Origin of the sequence: Alkalihalobacterium elongatum (assembly GCF_019024285.1) — a bacterium.
GTDB classification, from domain to species: Bacteria; Bacillota; Bacilli; order Bacillales; family Bacillaceae_F; genus Alkalihalobacterium; species Alkalihalobacterium elongatum.
This window is the reverse complement of sequence record NZ_WMKZ01000010.1, coordinates 42,842-57,102: the sequence shown is the minus strand read 5'-3', so window position 1 is coordinate 57,102 and position 14,261 is coordinate 42,842. Positions and strand designations below refer to the sequence as shown.

Annotated in this window: 11 protein-coding genes; all 11 read left to right on the top strand. The window is 35.2% G+C overall.

Features of this window, described 5'->3' with window-relative positions; all coding sequences use genetic code 11:
- Positions 1-291: 291 nt before the first annotated feature.
- The 11 genes from GKP30_RS12220 to lpdA all read left to right on the top strand — a co-directional run bounded on the left by GKP30_RS12220 (position 292) and on the right by lpdA (position 14,194).
- Positions 292-1,257 carry an ABC transporter ATP-binding protein gene (locus GKP30_RS12220; RefSeq protein ID WP_216829792.1) on the top strand — a complete coding sequence of 322 codons (966 nt, stop codon included), beginning with the start codon at positions 292-294 and terminating at the stop codon, positions 1,255-1,257.
- 14 nt (positions 1,258-1,271) lie between these two features.
- Positions 1,272-2,264: an ABC transporter ATP-binding protein gene (locus tag GKP30_RS12215; protein ID WP_216829791.1), complete on the top strand. Its 993-nt coding sequence runs from the start codon at positions 1,272-1,274 to the stop codon at positions 2,262-2,264.
- A gap of 175 nt (positions 2,265-2,439) precedes the next feature.
- Complete coding sequence (locus GKP30_RS12210) at positions 2,440-4,041, top strand: ABC transporter substrate-binding protein (RefSeq protein ID WP_216829731.1); 1,602 nt, start codon at positions 2,440-2,442, stop codon at positions 4,039-4,041.
- An 82-nt stretch (positions 4,042-4,123) separates the two neighbouring features.
- Positions 4,124-5,059 carry an ABC transporter permease gene (locus GKP30_RS12205; RefSeq protein WP_216829730.1) on the top strand — a complete coding sequence of 312 codons (936 nt, stop codon included), beginning with the start codon at positions 4,124-4,126 and terminating at the stop codon, positions 5,057-5,059.
- A 15-nt stretch (positions 5,060-5,074) separates the two neighbouring features.
- The gene (locus GKP30_RS12200) at positions 5,075-5,971 is read left to right on the top strand and encodes an ABC transporter permease (RefSeq protein ID WP_216829729.1); all 897 of its coding nucleotides are present in this window, start codon (positions 5,075-5,077) and stop codon (positions 5,969-5,971) included.
- 153 nt (positions 5,972-6,124) lie between these two features.
- Positions 6,125-7,537, top strand: a complete 1,413-nt coding sequence (locus tag GKP30_RS12195) for an MFS transporter (RefSeq protein ID WP_216829728.1) — start codon at positions 6,125-6,127, stop codon at positions 7,535-7,537.
- Between the two features lie 300 nt (positions 7,538-7,837).
- Positions 7,838-8,470, top strand: coding sequence for an MBL fold metallo-hydrolase (locus GKP30_RS12190; RefSeq protein ID WP_216829727.1), 633 nt, complete (start codon positions 7,838-7,840; stop codon positions 8,468-8,470).
- A 187-nt stretch (positions 8,471-8,657) separates the two neighbouring features.
- Positions 8,658-9,395 (top strand): SDR family oxidoreductase, encoded by a 738-nt coding sequence (locus tag GKP30_RS12185; RefSeq protein ID WP_216829726.1) that lies wholly within the window; start codon positions 8,658-8,660, stop codon positions 9,393-9,395.
- A gap of 147 nt (positions 9,396-9,542) precedes the next feature.
- Positions 9,543-10,709: a dihydrolipoamide acetyltransferase family protein gene (locus tag GKP30_RS12180; RefSeq protein ID WP_216829725.1), complete on the top strand. Its 1,167-nt coding sequence runs from the start codon at positions 9,543-9,545 to the stop codon at positions 10,707-10,709.
- A 48-nt stretch (positions 10,710-10,757) separates the two neighbouring features.
- Entirely contained in the window at positions 10,758-12,761 is a 2,004-nt protein-coding gene (locus tag GKP30_RS12175; protein WP_216829724.1) for a sigma-54-dependent Fis family transcriptional regulator, read from the top strand.
- Positions 12,762-12,775: 14 nt separating this feature from the next.
- Entirely contained in the window at positions 12,776-14,194 is a 1,419-nt protein-coding gene (gene lpdA / locus GKP30_RS12170) for a dihydrolipoyl dehydrogenase (protein ID WP_216829723.1), read from the top strand.
- The last annotated feature ends 67 nt before the right edge of the window (positions 14,195-14,261 follow it).

Here is a 14,261-nt window from a genome sequence, read left to right as displayed (position 1 = left end):
CTTAAAAAAAGCTTACTGAAACTACTAATCTTGGTTTGGCATGGATATTGCAATAGTACTAGTAAGAAATATTTAATCGATCTACCTTTATAAAATAATTTTCAACCCTAGCTCAATAATAATTTAAATAATTATATCTAGGTCTATATCTATTTATAGCCACAGTAATGAAAGCGCATACAAAACAGTTTGATGAAGGAGGTGCTTAAACATAAAAAAGGTGACCATTTACTTTAGTACGTTGAACTGTTATCAAACGAAAAGATCTAAACTTTAAAAAAAGGAGGGGATATTGTGGGAACTGTACTGGAAGTCCAAGATCTGCGAGTAGGTCGAGGGAGTAAGGATAAGTTTACAGCTATTTTAGAAAATGTAAGTTTTAAAGTAAAGCATGGAGAATCTTTAGCAGTTGTAGGAGAAAGCGGTTGTGGAAAAAGTATGACGGCATTATCGATCATGGGATTGCTTCCTCCAAATATAGAAGTTGGATCTGGTCACATTCAGTTTGACGAACAGGATTTAACGAGATTATCGACTCGGGAAATGAACAGCATCCGTGGTAAAGACATTTCTATGATTTTTCAGGAGCCAATGACATCACTAAACCCTTCTTTCACCATTGGCAATCAACTAGCAGAGGTGTACAAATATCATTCGAATTATACAGTACAAGAGATTAAAGAACACTCCATTGAAGTACTTAAAAAAGTACGAATTCCTGACCCTGAAGAAAAATTAGATGTATATCCGCATCAGTTGTCTGGAGGAATGCGACAACGTGTAATGATAGCGATGGCATTAGCTTGTAATCCCAAAATACTCATTGCTGATGAACCAACAACAGCTTTGGATGTTACAATTCAAGCTCAAATTTTAGATCTCTTAAACGAAATACAAGAAATAGAGAAAATGACAATCATCATGATTACACACGATCTTGGAGTTGTTGCTGAAACGTGCCATCGGGCAGTTGTTATGTATGCTGGACAGGTGATTGAAGAAGGAAGTGTAGAGGAGATATTCGATTCACCGCATCATCCGTATACGAGAGGTTTGATGTTATCTGCGCCGAGATTAGGGGATAGGAAAGAGAAGCTCCATGTTATTCCTGGTTCTGTACCAGATATTGATAATATGCCAAATGGCTGTCGTTTTGCTCCACGATGTGAATTTGTGACGAACATTTGCCGAGAAGAACCACCTGTACTTGAAGAGATTGGAAAGGAAAGGAGGGTTCGTTGTTGGAACAAACTATAGACAAAAAAGGAATGATGGCTTCAGATAAAGTCGATGAAAATCAATTATTAGTCGTAAAGGGCTTAAAAAAGTATTATCCCGTAAAAAATGGTTTTTTTGGTGGTGCGACAAAAACCATTAAAGCAGTGGACGGGGTAAACTTCGAAGTCAAAAAAGGTGAAACATTTAGCATTGTAGGAGAATCTGGTTGCGGAAAAAGTACCACTGGGATGTGCCTAAATCACTTAATTAGCCCTACTTCTGGTGAAATATACTTTAACGGTAAGACGTTTAAAAACAGTAAAAATAAAGAAATTAAAGAGCTACGGCGACAAATGCAAGTCATCTTCCAAGACCCATATAGTTCCTTAAATCCAAAACATACGATTAAAAGAATTATTAGTGAGCCATTAGTAATTAATCGTATGGGTTCCAAGTCAGAAATAGAAGACAGAGTGAGATCACTCATTAGCTTGGTCGGTTTAGGGGAGCACCATCTTAACAGATATCCCCACGAACTATCAGGTGGACAAAAGCAACGAATTGGTATCGCTCGGGCACTAGCACTGAACCCAGAATTAATAATTTGTGATGAACCCGTTTCTGCATTAGATGTATCCATTCAATCTCAAATATTAAATTTATTTGAAGAGCTACAAGAAAAATTAAACTTAACGTACATTTTTATTTCCCATGATTTAAGTGTCGTTGAACATATAAGTGATCGAGTAGCAGTCATGTATTTAGGAAAAATAGTTGAACAAGGAACAAGAGAAAAAATCTTTTCTAACCCGCAACATCCATATACTCAAGCCCTATTATCTTCTGTTCCAATAGCAGATCCAAAGTTAAAAAAGTCGAAAAATCGAATAATTCTTAAGGGAGATCCGCCGAGTCCAAAAAATCCGCCAAAGGGTTGTCATTTTCATACACGTTGTCCCTATAAAGTCGATGCATGTGAAGCTTCTTATCCTGTGATGAAAAAAGTTAGCGAAGGACATCAGGCTGCTTGTCACTTATTAACTTAAAAGTCTTCAGCTATAAACTATTAACTTTGTTTGACTTTCATATTAGGTCTTGCCAAAGAGTTAACAGTTCAAGCATCATGAAGAGATTTTCAAGCGTAATAGAAATCATAACTCTAATTCGGAAGCTAGTATTCTATGATTTTTAAGAAAATTAACAATATAAGGGGGCTTTAAAATGAAAAAAACAAAAGGGTTAAACAAGTTACTTGTATTATGCTTCAGTTTAATTTTTATACTTGCAGCATGTACAACTACTCAAACTGAGACTTCTCCAAGTAATGATTCGACGGATACCTCAACTACTGAAGAAAGTTCAGGGGAGAAAGTGTTAAGGGTGTCAATGACAGCTGCACCTGGTAATTTAGATCCACACTTTTCAAGTACACATGCGGAGCTTGAGATTATTCAACCGATTTTCAATGGTCTTTTAAGGTATAAACCAGGAACTGCTGACTTTGAAACGATAGAGGGAGATTTAGCCGAAAGTTGGGATGTTAGTGAGGACGGCTTAGTTTGGACATTCCATTTACGTGAAGGAGTTCAATGGCATAAAGGTTATGGTGAGTTGACTTCAGAGGATGTCAAATGGTCACTTGAAAGGGTTATGGACCCAGAAGTAGGATCTCCACGAGCTTCTTCTTTTAAATTTGTAGATAGTGTTGAAGCAACTGATACGTATACAGTCACAATTACTTTAAAAGAACCGAACCCAAGTTTTATTCTTAGTCTAGTTGCTGGTGGTGTAAGCGGTGGTGCCATTGTTAATAAAGATGCCATTGAAGCTGGAGGAGAAGATGCGGATAAATTGATTGGTACGGGTCCTTTTGTACTTGAATCTTACACACCAGGAGAAAGTGCGATTTTAGTGAAAAACTCAGACTACTTCCGTGGCGAGCCAAAAATTGATCGAGTTGAAAGATATATTATGAGAGACCTTGCAGCCCGTGAAGTGGCGATGGATAGAGGAGATATTGACTTCTCCTATGGTGAACCCGATGGAATGTGGTTTGATCAAAGAAGCAAAAACCAAGATCTAACTGTTGAAACTTCAGGCCTTCCGATGGTGTGGTCTATTCACCTAAATACAACGATTGAACCATTAAATGATATTCGTGTCCGTCAGGCTATTGCTCATGCAATGAACCCAAATGATTTAGTAGCATCCCTTGGGGAAGGAATTGCAAAACCAATGACATCCGTACTTACTAATAATGTTTTTGGTCATTCCGACATTGGAGCGTATGAATATAACCCAGAAAAGTCAAAACAATTATTAGCTGAGGCGGGTTACCCGAATGGGCTTAAGCTTCCAGAATCATTAGGACCTAATATTCCAGCTTATGTTCCTGTTAACAACTATATCGTAGAACAATTAAGACAAGTTGGTATTGAAATGCCATTCCAAACTGTTGATACACCAACGTGGATTACTGCCTTATATGGAGACCAAAGTGCGGTAACGTTAACGATTGGACTTCAAGCACTTCATGGATCGGTTCAGTTATTTAGTTCGTACCATTCTGAAGGAGCTGGAAACTTTACGCATTACAACAAATCGGACTCCTTAATAGAACAAGCAGAGCGAGAACTGGATGAGGGCAAATCATTAGAGTTAATGAAACAGATTCAAGAAGAAATACTTGCCGATTATGTAAATGTTCCATTACTTGAAACCGTTCAAGTCAATGCTTGGCGAAATAATGTTGATTTAGGCTATGAATTAAAAGCTACTCCACTTTATGTAGCGCCTATTTATGAAACAACAGATATTAAGTAATAGAGCGAGGATCAATGAAGGGGGGGCTCCCCCCTCTTTCCTATTATTTCTACTATTATAAGTAAGAAAGGAGAGCTGGGTATTGTTTAAATATATTATTCGCCGTATCCTTTTGGCCATTCCAACCATTTTTATCACGATATCGTTAATATTTTTTGGCCTTCGAATACTCCCAGGAGATCCTGCGGTGCAAATTTTAGGACCAGAAGCAAGTGAGCAAGCATTAAATGCTTTACGGGAACAAATGGGTTTGAACCTACCACTTTGGCAACAATATTTGATGTTCCTTAAAGATACTGTACAGGGCGATTTTGGAGTATCGGCGATGTCTGGAAAATCGGTAACAGGCCAGTTATTAACCAATTTCCCTAACACCTTAGAGTTAGCTATTTTTAGTATCATCATTGGTTGTGTTATTGGTATCCCGCTTGGAATTTTAGCTGCTAGAAAACAAAGTACAAAAATAGATTCGTCCATCAGACTTGTTTCGTTAATTGGTATTTCGGCTCCACCGTTCCTATTTGGGATTATTATGATTATCATTTTCTCTTTACGAATACCTATTTTCCCATCGATGGGATTAGGAGAAGGGTTTTGGGGAAGTATCTATCATTTACTGCTCCCATCTTTAACAATTGGTCTAATTTTAGCAGCGGTCATGATGAGGTTTACAAGAGCTAGTATGTTAGATGAAATCAACCGCGAGTATATCCGTACGGCACGAGCGAAAGGTCTTCCAGAGAAAATGGTTATTTACAAACATGTTCTCCGAAACTCTTTAATTCCAGTAGTTACAGTGATTGGACTATATATTACTTCACTCATTAGTGGAGCGGTTTTGATAGAGACGATCTTTAGTCGACCTGGCTTAGGTACATTGGCGATCGATGCGATTAGTTCACGTGACTTTCCTATTCTCCAAGGTTGTTTAATCTTGTTTACACTTGTCGTTCAATTCGTAAATATACTGGTGGATATCAGTTACTCATTCATAAATCCAAAAATTCGCCCAGAGTAGGAAGGAGGAATAGAGATGTCAGAACCAGTATTGAACGATATAAATCAAGAGAAAGTAGTTCCAGTTAAAAGAAAATCTTCTGAATGGGAAGCATTTAAGAAAAATACACTTGGAATGATTGCATTATGGATCTTGATCTTTATTTGTCTTGTAGCATTATTAGCTCCTTTTTTAATGCCTCATGACCCTCTAGCACAAAACGTAGTAAATCGGATGGTAGGACCTTCTGCGGATCATTGGCTAGGAACTGACCCAAATGGTAGAGATGTTTTTAGCCGGATTTTAATGGGGTCTCAAATCTCGTTAATTGTAGGTTTTTCAGCGGTAGCAATTAGTAGTACAGTAGGGTTTGCTATTGGGATGATTGCAGGATATAAAGGTGGAAAGCTTGATGATATTATCATGCGTATTATGGAAGCGATTATGTCAATTCCACTACTATTATTAGGTCTAATGGTGTTAGTAGCCGTAAGCTCAAATATGTTGACACTAGTATTAATTATTAGTATCGGCTTAATGCCAAGTTGTGCCCGTATTGCCCGCGGTTCTACATTAGAGTTGAAAGAAAAGGAATTTATAAAAGCAGCGATTTCAATGGGGGCAAATAGTACTCGTATCTTGCTAACTCATATTTTACCAAACATCATTGGGCCGTTACTCGTCGTTTCTACGTTAAATATGACAGCTGTTATTATGGTAGAAGCTGCTTTAAGCTTTTTAGGAATGGGTATTCAACCTCCTACACCGACGTGGGGGAACATGATCCAGGATGGTTTTAGATATATAACTACACAGCCTGGTGTAGCTATTTACCCAGGGATCGCCCTTATGATTGTTTCGGTTTGTTTTAATCTATTAGGTGATGCTTTACGCGATGCAGTAGACCCACATATTAAGCAAAAAAGAAAATAAATGAAAAATAGATAAGTAGTCTTATAAGTTTTTCGCACCTCATCTTTTGTAGTTGAGGTGCGTGAAACTATTCTTAATATAAATTAGCTACTCTATAAGACATGTCATGTTCATTGAGAATTTCTTACTTCATATTAGGAGTGCAAAGGAAAAATGAGGACAATTTCAGAAGTGGAGTCAGAAACCAAAGGGACCCATCTTCATTTAACTAAAACAGATAAGAAAAAATTAATTAGCGTCCTTTCGGTTTTATTATTATTTTCTGTATTGAACGGAACAATGTTCATTGTGTCAATACCTGATATCACTTTACACTTTAATCTATTACCTTCACATGGAAGTTGGATTGTTACTGGTTATATTATATTTTTTGCAATTGGTGCAGTGTTATATGGTAAATTAAGTGACATCTATCCAATAAAGACTATTTTATTAATTGGAGTAAGCTTATTTGCATTAGGTTCATTATTAGGTTTTTTCTCGATTAACTATGCTATGGTAATTATCGCCAGAATGTTACAGGCATGTGGTGCTTCAGCTATTCCAGCCGTCGTATTAATCATCCCTACACGTTATTTTCCAAACGAACGAGGACGTATGCTTAGTATATTTTCTACAATGATGGTTATTGGTTCAGGTATAGGACCTGTAATGGGTGGGGTTATTGCTGGCTTCTTAAATTGGCAATATATTTTTCTTTTTTCTTCTTTTTCTTTATTCACTTTACCCCTATTAAAATCTCTATTGCCAAATGAAGAAAAGAAAGATGGAAGGACAGATATACCTGGAGCTATTCTAATAGCCCTCGGTGTCGGTCTGTTTATAACATTTATTACAACATTTAATTGGTACTTCTTTTTCTTAAGTGCTGTAATATTAGGTTTTTTTATTTGGTGGATTTTTCATACGGAGTTTCCATTAATACTTCCTTCGATGTTTAAAAATAAATTATTTAGAGTAGCTATTATTGTAAGTTTTTTAGGGATGATAATTATGTTTAGTAATATGTTCATTACCCCGTTATTACTAAGGGAAGTGTATGGATTAACTACTATTTTAATAGGTCTAGTCATGTTCCCCGGGGCTTTGTTTAGTGCTTTAACAGCTAGGTTTGCTGGAATTTGGACCGACCGTTGGGGAAGCGAACGAGTTTGTTTTTTTGCTTTAATACTTATTTTCATTAGTGCTATTCTTTTATCTAGTTTTATTAGTATTTCTCCTTGGTTCATTAGTTTTGCATTTATTTTTGCTTATATTGCATTTCCTTTTTTTCAAACGGCCATTGCAAGTTTAATATCTTGCGTTCTCCCAGAAAATCAAATCGGTATTGGGATGGGAATTTTTAATCTTTTCAATTTTATGTCTTCAGCTATTGGAGCTGCTATAATTGGGAAAATATTAGACTATTCAACTATTGGAGTATCCATAAACCCGTTTGTTAAAGAGACAGGAGAAGTAGCGACTTATAGTAATATCTTTATCGGTATGGGGTTTCTTGTTGTACTAAACGGTTTATTTTTTTATCTAGCTACTAGAAAGAAGTATCCTAAACTTTCGAAACATTAAGCTTTTGAGTATGTATTAAATAAGAAATTTATTAGTAAATTTCTTATTTCTAGTAGGAATGAGATTTAAATTTTACAAAATTTCCTAAATTACTAGTAAAGATAAGTTGGCATGAAAAATGCATTTATAAAAATAACTAAATTTAAAGTAAAAGTGAGGAGCTGATAAGAAAAATCTGAAACTGAACTAAACACTTTGGTGCAAGGTTTATGATTATATCTTTCATTCAAATTGTATTAGTTTTTTTGAGAAATGGTGTAAGACAAGGAGGTAATCAATGAAATAGAGGAGGCAGCTTAAATGAGTCCAGTTGTTATTAAGAAATATGTATATGGGGAATTAAAAACAAATAGCTATGTTGTGACCGATCATGAAAAATCCTTTTATATTGTTATTGATCCTGGGGAAAACCCACAAAATTTAATAAACGAAGTCGGAAACAAAAAAGTCGACTATATTTTACTAACACATTGTCACTATGGGCATATCGCTGGGCTAAATTTGTTAAGAGATTATACAGGTGCTTCAGTAATTGTTCACCATACAGAAGCGGAATGGTTGTTAAGTCCAAGCCTAAATCTGTCTAGTCAAAAAGATAATCCAATTATATGTGACTGGCCTGATATTCTATTAAATGGTGATGAGTTAATTAAATGTAGTAATTTGACAATTAAAGCGATTCATACTCCAGGACACTCCCCAGGTAGTACTTGTTTTCTCATAAATAATACGTACTTATTCTCTGGAGATACGTTATTAGCAGGCAGAGCTGGTCCAACAAATACACCTTATGGAAATCGTATGTTATTAAAAAGATCGATTAAAGACAATTTATTAACATTGGATAATAACATCCGAGTTTTCCCTGGGCATGGTATAGATACAACAATGGAAATAGAAAAGAAAAATTACCTACACTGTAGCTTTCTTTAAATGGCTGTTTCACAAACTTTGTTGCTATTGGACCCCTTTCTTTAACAAAAAGTCCGCTCTAATGTGCGGGGTTAACGGTCCAATAGCTAAATACAAAAAATATAAAAATTAATAAGAAATCCATACGGCAATTTCTTTTTACACATAAATACAAATGAAAATAACTTTTTAAGAAGGTGGAAAATAGATGAATGTACTGGTAATTGGTGGTACTAAAGGCATTGGTAAAGCAACTGCTCTTCGGTTTAGTGAAAATCATAACAACATATTTATTAATTATGCTAGTGATGACCAATCAGCCTATGAAACCGTTCAGGAGGTTAAAGAAAAAGGGGCGAATGTTCATTTATTGAAAGCAGACGTTGGTGATCCAAATGCGATCAAAATAATGATTGATCAAATTAAGCGTGAAGTTGATAACATAGATTTAATCGTACATTGTGCAGTAGCTGTTATTCCAGGTAATGCTCTTGAAATAACTAATGAGGATTGGTATAAAGCTGTAGCGGTAAGTAACTTTTCTATAATAGAAATTATAAAAGAAGCTATGCCTCTTTTAAAAGAGGGCTCTACTTTTTTAGCTTTATCTAGCCAAGGCGCTACACATGCGATCAAAAATTATGCTGCTTTAGGAACAACCAAAGCATTTACGGAGGCATTGGTGCGTTACCTAATGCTAGAATTAGCACCAAAAGGTATTCGAATTAATGTTATTGCGCCAGGAACACTTTATACAGATGCTTTAGAACGAGTATTTCCAGGTAGAGCTAAAGAATTAGTAGAGATTGTAAATGAGAAAAATCCGAGTGGACGTGGTTTGACTTTTGAGGATGTAACAGATGTCATTGCGTTTTTAGCTAGTCCAGAAGCTCAAATGATTCAAGGAAGAGTTATTCCGATTGATGGAGGTATTGGGCTTATATAAATAGAATATAACATTAAAAATAGATTAATAGTCAGTTAGAGGCCAGATATGCGTCATTAATTTTTTGAATATTCCAATATATAACTCATTGTTTAAAAATACTGTTTATTTTGATACAAAATAATATTAATGATTGGAGTGGAAGTAATGATTGAAGTTAAAATGCCACGATTAGGTGTAACTATGCAAAACGGAACCATTTCAAGTTGGCTCGTTGAAGAGGGAGAAGAGGTAAATAAAGGAGACTTTTTATTTGAATTAGAAACTGAAAAATCAACTTTAGAAATAGAAGCACAGGCTTCAGGAATATTACGAAAGATCCTAGTTCCAGAAGATCAAGAAGTACCTATTAACACTGTTATTGCAGTAATGACTGAAACTATAGACGAAGAACTAGACCTTTCCATTTATGAAGAAACCAGTAATAACCAATCTGGAAATGAAAAAATCTCCTCTCAACAACAAGCTTCAGTAAATACATCTACATTAAATAATCAAACTAATAGAGGGAAAATTTCACCAAGAGCTCGTAAACTTGCTAAAGAATTAGGAGTAGCAATAGAAACCGTTATTGGAACAGGAAAAGGAGGGATCATCACAGAAGATGATATTCGTAATGCACAATCTCCTCATTCTGCGATTGCGATTAAAGAAAAAATTGCATTAAATCATGTAAAAAAAGCAATGGCAGATAATATGTTAAAGAGTTGGACGACGACACCGCAGTTTACTCAAATGGTATCTGTGAACATGGAAAATGTATTAAAGATTAAAAAAGAATTCGGTAATGTATCTTTGAATGACATTATTGTCAAAGTTGTTGGAAATACAGCTCAAGCACATCCTCTTGTAAATAGTAAATTAGATGGTAATGAAATTGTAGTGTATGAAGAAGTCAATGTTTCGGTAGCAGTAAATAGTCAACATGGCCTTGTCGTTCCTGTTGTCAAAAATACTGAACGTAAATCTGTTTTTGATATTTCAAAAGAAATCCAACAATTAGCTGGAAAAGCGGAAAATAACCAATTAACTTTAGAAGATTATGCAAATGGTACGATAACTGTATCAAATCTCGGCAGCCTTGGTATTGAAACAGGAACACCAATTATTAATGTTCCACAATCTACTATTATCTTTGTCGGGACAATCGTCAAGAAACCCATCGTTAATGAAGAGGAGGAAATTGTCGTAGCACCTATAATGACACTTTCGATTTGCTATGATCATAGATTTATCGACGGTGTAACTGGAGCTAAGTTTACGAATGAAATTAAAAAAGCATTAGAAAATATTGAAAGTAATGATTTAAATTAAGAGGACAACTCTTGTCCTCTTCTATCCTATGAATTAGGAGGGACTAGGTTGAACAACAATCATTCTTACAATCAACATCTTCAATCTTTGAACATTTCAGAAAAGGAAAAAGTAATCAAAAGAACTTGGCGAAACTACTTTAAAAAAGGTTTAAACCTTGGTGGAGTTAGACATATAATCATGGAATCGTGGAAACGTTCACAACGATATAAGGTAGATCCAAATTCGCTTCAGGCAACATCTGTTTGCGGGGAAAAGGAAATTATCGAAAGAAGAGAAAGGTATAAAGATGTATTAACTCTAATACGCCCTTTTATGGATGATCTCTTTGAAATAGTAAAAGGAACTGATAGTATTATAGCTTTTTCGGATAAAGATGGTATTGTCTTAGAGTTGTTTGGGGATAGTGAAATTGCAATGAATGCATCATCTGTAAACTTTAAGGTTGGAGTTAATATGTGTGAGAAATCCATCGGTACGAATTCGATAGGGTTATCGTTAGTACTTGATAAGCCTATGCAAGTTGTTGGTCCTGAACATTATTGTGTTGTATGGCACACCTCACATTGTTCTAGTGCACCGATAAAAGATCCTTATACAAATGAGATGATCGGAGTAATTACATTAGTAGGCTATTATCGCTCCACCCACCCGCATTCATTCGGACTTGTTAGAACAGCAGCTAACACCATTATGAGATTAATTGAACAGAATGGGATCAAAAAAGAAAAGTATATGATTAATAATTATTTTAGTGCTGCAATCAATTCTATATCAGACGGTGTCATCATTGTAAACCGTTTAGGTGAAATTATTCGAATTAATAAAATCGCAGCCCATCTTCTCAAAATCTCACTAGTAGAAAATAAAGTTTATAAAATAGATGATATTCAGGAATTAAAGCCACTATTAAAATGTATAGAAGATTCGATTACAGGTAATGATATCATTCTTCAAGATGAATTAAGTTTACTTTACCAACAAAAGTTTAAGTTATTATTTACTTCAAGAAAAATCATTGTCGAGAATAAATATATCGGTAATATTATTATTCTAAAAAAGAAAGTTAATAATAAGGAAATTAAGCAACATACCGCAAAGTACAATTTTTCTTCTCTTATTGGAAAAGATCAAGATTTTAAGAAAGCTATAAAACTAGCTTCGAAAGCTGCTAAAACCGATAAAAGTATTCTTATTATAGGGGAGAGCGGTACAGGAAAAGAACTTTTTGCACAAGCAATTCATAATGAAAGTAACCGACAATTCGAAAACTTTGTTGCCATAAATTGTGCGGCTATACCTAAAGAATTAATTTCAAGTGAATTATTCGGGTATGCTGAAGGTGCTTTTACAAATGCTATAAAAGGTGGGAAGGTTGGAAAGTTTGAAGCTGCTAACGGCGGTACGATTTTTCTTGATGAAATTGGAGACATGCCTCTAGATTTGCAAGCACACCTTTTAAGAGTTTTAGAGGAAAGAGAAATCACCCCTGTTGGCTCAAACGTATCTAAGCCGATTGATGTACGGATTATAGCTGCAACTAATAAAGATTTATTCGAATTAATTAAAGAAAATCAGTTTCGACTCGACCTTTTTTATCGGTTAAATGTTATATCCATTAATGTACCACCTTTGAGGAAACGGAAACAAGACATTGAGTTATTTATTAAGCATTTTTTACCTACTAAAAAGACAGATCCCAATGTTTTGAAATATTTTTATGAGTATGACTGGCCAGGAAACCTTCGCGAGATTAGAAATGTTATGGAACAAATTGAGATATTTTGTGATGATGAAATGATTACCGAAGATTCTTTACCCGACTATCTTAAGAATGATTTCGTAGAAAAAGAACAGAACACAAGTTTATATCAATCGTTAGCTAATGAAACAAAGAAAGATACGATGATTACTGCATTAGAGAATAGTAATAATGCATCAGAAACGGCAAAAAAACTTGGAGTTTCGACAAGTACGTTATATAGATGGGCTAGTGAATATGAAATAAATATGAAAGATTACTTTAAAAAGTTAAAAAATAGAGATAATTAAAGGAGACGGGGAATATGGAGAAAAACTATGATTTGATCATTCTTGGAGGAGGAACAGGAGGATATGTTTCTGCCATTCGAGCATCTCAATTAGGATTAAAAGTGGCTGTCATAGAAAGAGAGCGATTAGGAGGTACATGCCTTCATCGGGGCTGCATTCCGAGTAAAGCATTGTTAAGAAGTGCAGAGGTATACTCTCAAGCCAAAAACATGGAAACTTTTGGAGTGAGTGTTTCCGATATAAAAATTGATTTTTTAAAAGTTCAAGAACGGAAACAGATGATAGTCGACCAACTCTATCAAGGCGTTCAGTACTTAATGAATAAAGGACAAATTGCTGTTATCGAAGGAACAGGAAAGATTGTTAGTTCTAATAAGGATACAGCAGATAAAAAAGTGTTTTTGAATGTACAGCAAAAAAACGGTGAAATAGTGGAATTATCTTCAACAAACTTGATCATTGCTACTGGTTCAAGTCCAAAAGGTTTACCTGGTTTAGTAACCGATGAGCAATCTATTATTAATTCTGATCATGCACTGCAACTTGAGACACTTCCTTCGTCTATCGTAATTGTTGGTGGAGGAGTAATTGGAATGGAGTGGGCATCGATGCTTGCTGATTTCGGTGTACAGGTATCAGTAGTAGAAACGATGAACAGAATATTACCTCTAGAAGACCACGAAATCTCTAAAGAGGTTCAAAGATTATTTAAGAAAAAAGGAGTTAAGATTTTTACGAATGCTAAAGTTCAAGATGTGCAAAAGGCAGATAATGAGGTTAACTTGACCATTGAAGCAAATGGCAAACAGAAATCATTAATTACTGAAAAAGTACTCCTTTCTGTAGGACGTCAAGCCAATATCGAAAACATCGGTCTTGAAAATACATCGATTGAAATCCAAAATGGCGTCATTGATACTAATAACTTTTATCAAACTTCAGAACCTCATATTTATGCGATCGGAGACGTTATCGGCGGATTACAGTTAGCTCATGTAGCATCACATGAAGGAATTTTAGCTGTTGAACATCTCGTAGATCACGACCCTGAACCAATCGATTATAACTGTATCCCAAAATGTATTTACAGTCACCCACAAATAGCTAGTGTAGGACTTACTGAGGAAGAAGCTATTGAAAAAGGGTACTCGATAAAAAAAGGAAAATTTCCATTCAAAGCCATTGGCAAGGCACTTGTCTACGGTGAAACTGATGGATTTGCCAAAGTAGTTATTGATGAAGAAACAAATACTTTATTAGGTGTACACATGGTTGGACCAAATGTAACGGATTTGATTTCAGAAGCAGGCCTTGCAAAGTTTCTAAAAGCAACAAGTATGGACTTAGCTCATACCATTCATCCTCATCCATCATTAAGTGAAATATTTGGGGAAGTTGCATTACAATCAGATAATATTCCCATTCATATATAAGACGGTGCCACGCGCCTTTACCACAATACAGTAGTAAAGGTGCCTGACACCGTTTTTTCCGTTTTTT

What these genes read in the sequence shown, in the direction of transcription:
- GKP30_RS12215 (WP_216829791.1), top strand. Translation starts at nt 1,272, where the DNA reads ATGGCTTCAGATAAAGTCGATGAAAATCAATTATTAGTCGTAAAGGGC.
- GKP30_RS12210 (WP_216829731.1), top strand. Translation starts at nt 2,440, where the DNA reads ATGAAAAAAACAAAAGGGTTAAACAAGTTACTTGTATTATGCTTCAGT.
- GKP30_RS12200 (WP_216829729.1), top strand. Translation starts at nt 5,075, where the DNA reads ATGTCAGAACCAGTATTGAACGATATAAATCAAGAGAAAGTAGTTCCA.
- GKP30_RS12195 (WP_216829728.1), top strand. Translation starts at nt 6,125, where the DNA reads ATGAGGACAATTTCAGAAGTGGAGTCAGAAACCAAAGGGACCCATCTT.
- GKP30_RS12190 (WP_216829727.1), top strand. Translation starts at nt 7,838, where the DNA reads ATGAGTCCAGTTGTTATTAAGAAATATGTATATGGGGAATTAAAAACA.
- GKP30_RS12185 (WP_216829726.1), top strand. Translation starts at nt 8,658, where the DNA reads ATGAATGTACTGGTAATTGGTGGTACTAAAGGCATTGGTAAAGCAACT.
- GKP30_RS12180 (WP_216829725.1), top strand. Translation starts at nt 9,543, where the DNA reads ATGATTGAAGTTAAAATGCCACGATTAGGTGTAACTATGCAAAACGGA.
- lpdA (WP_216829723.1), top strand. Translation starts at nt 12,776, where the DNA reads ATGGAGAAAAACTATGATTTGATCATTCTTGGAGGAGGAACAGGAGGA.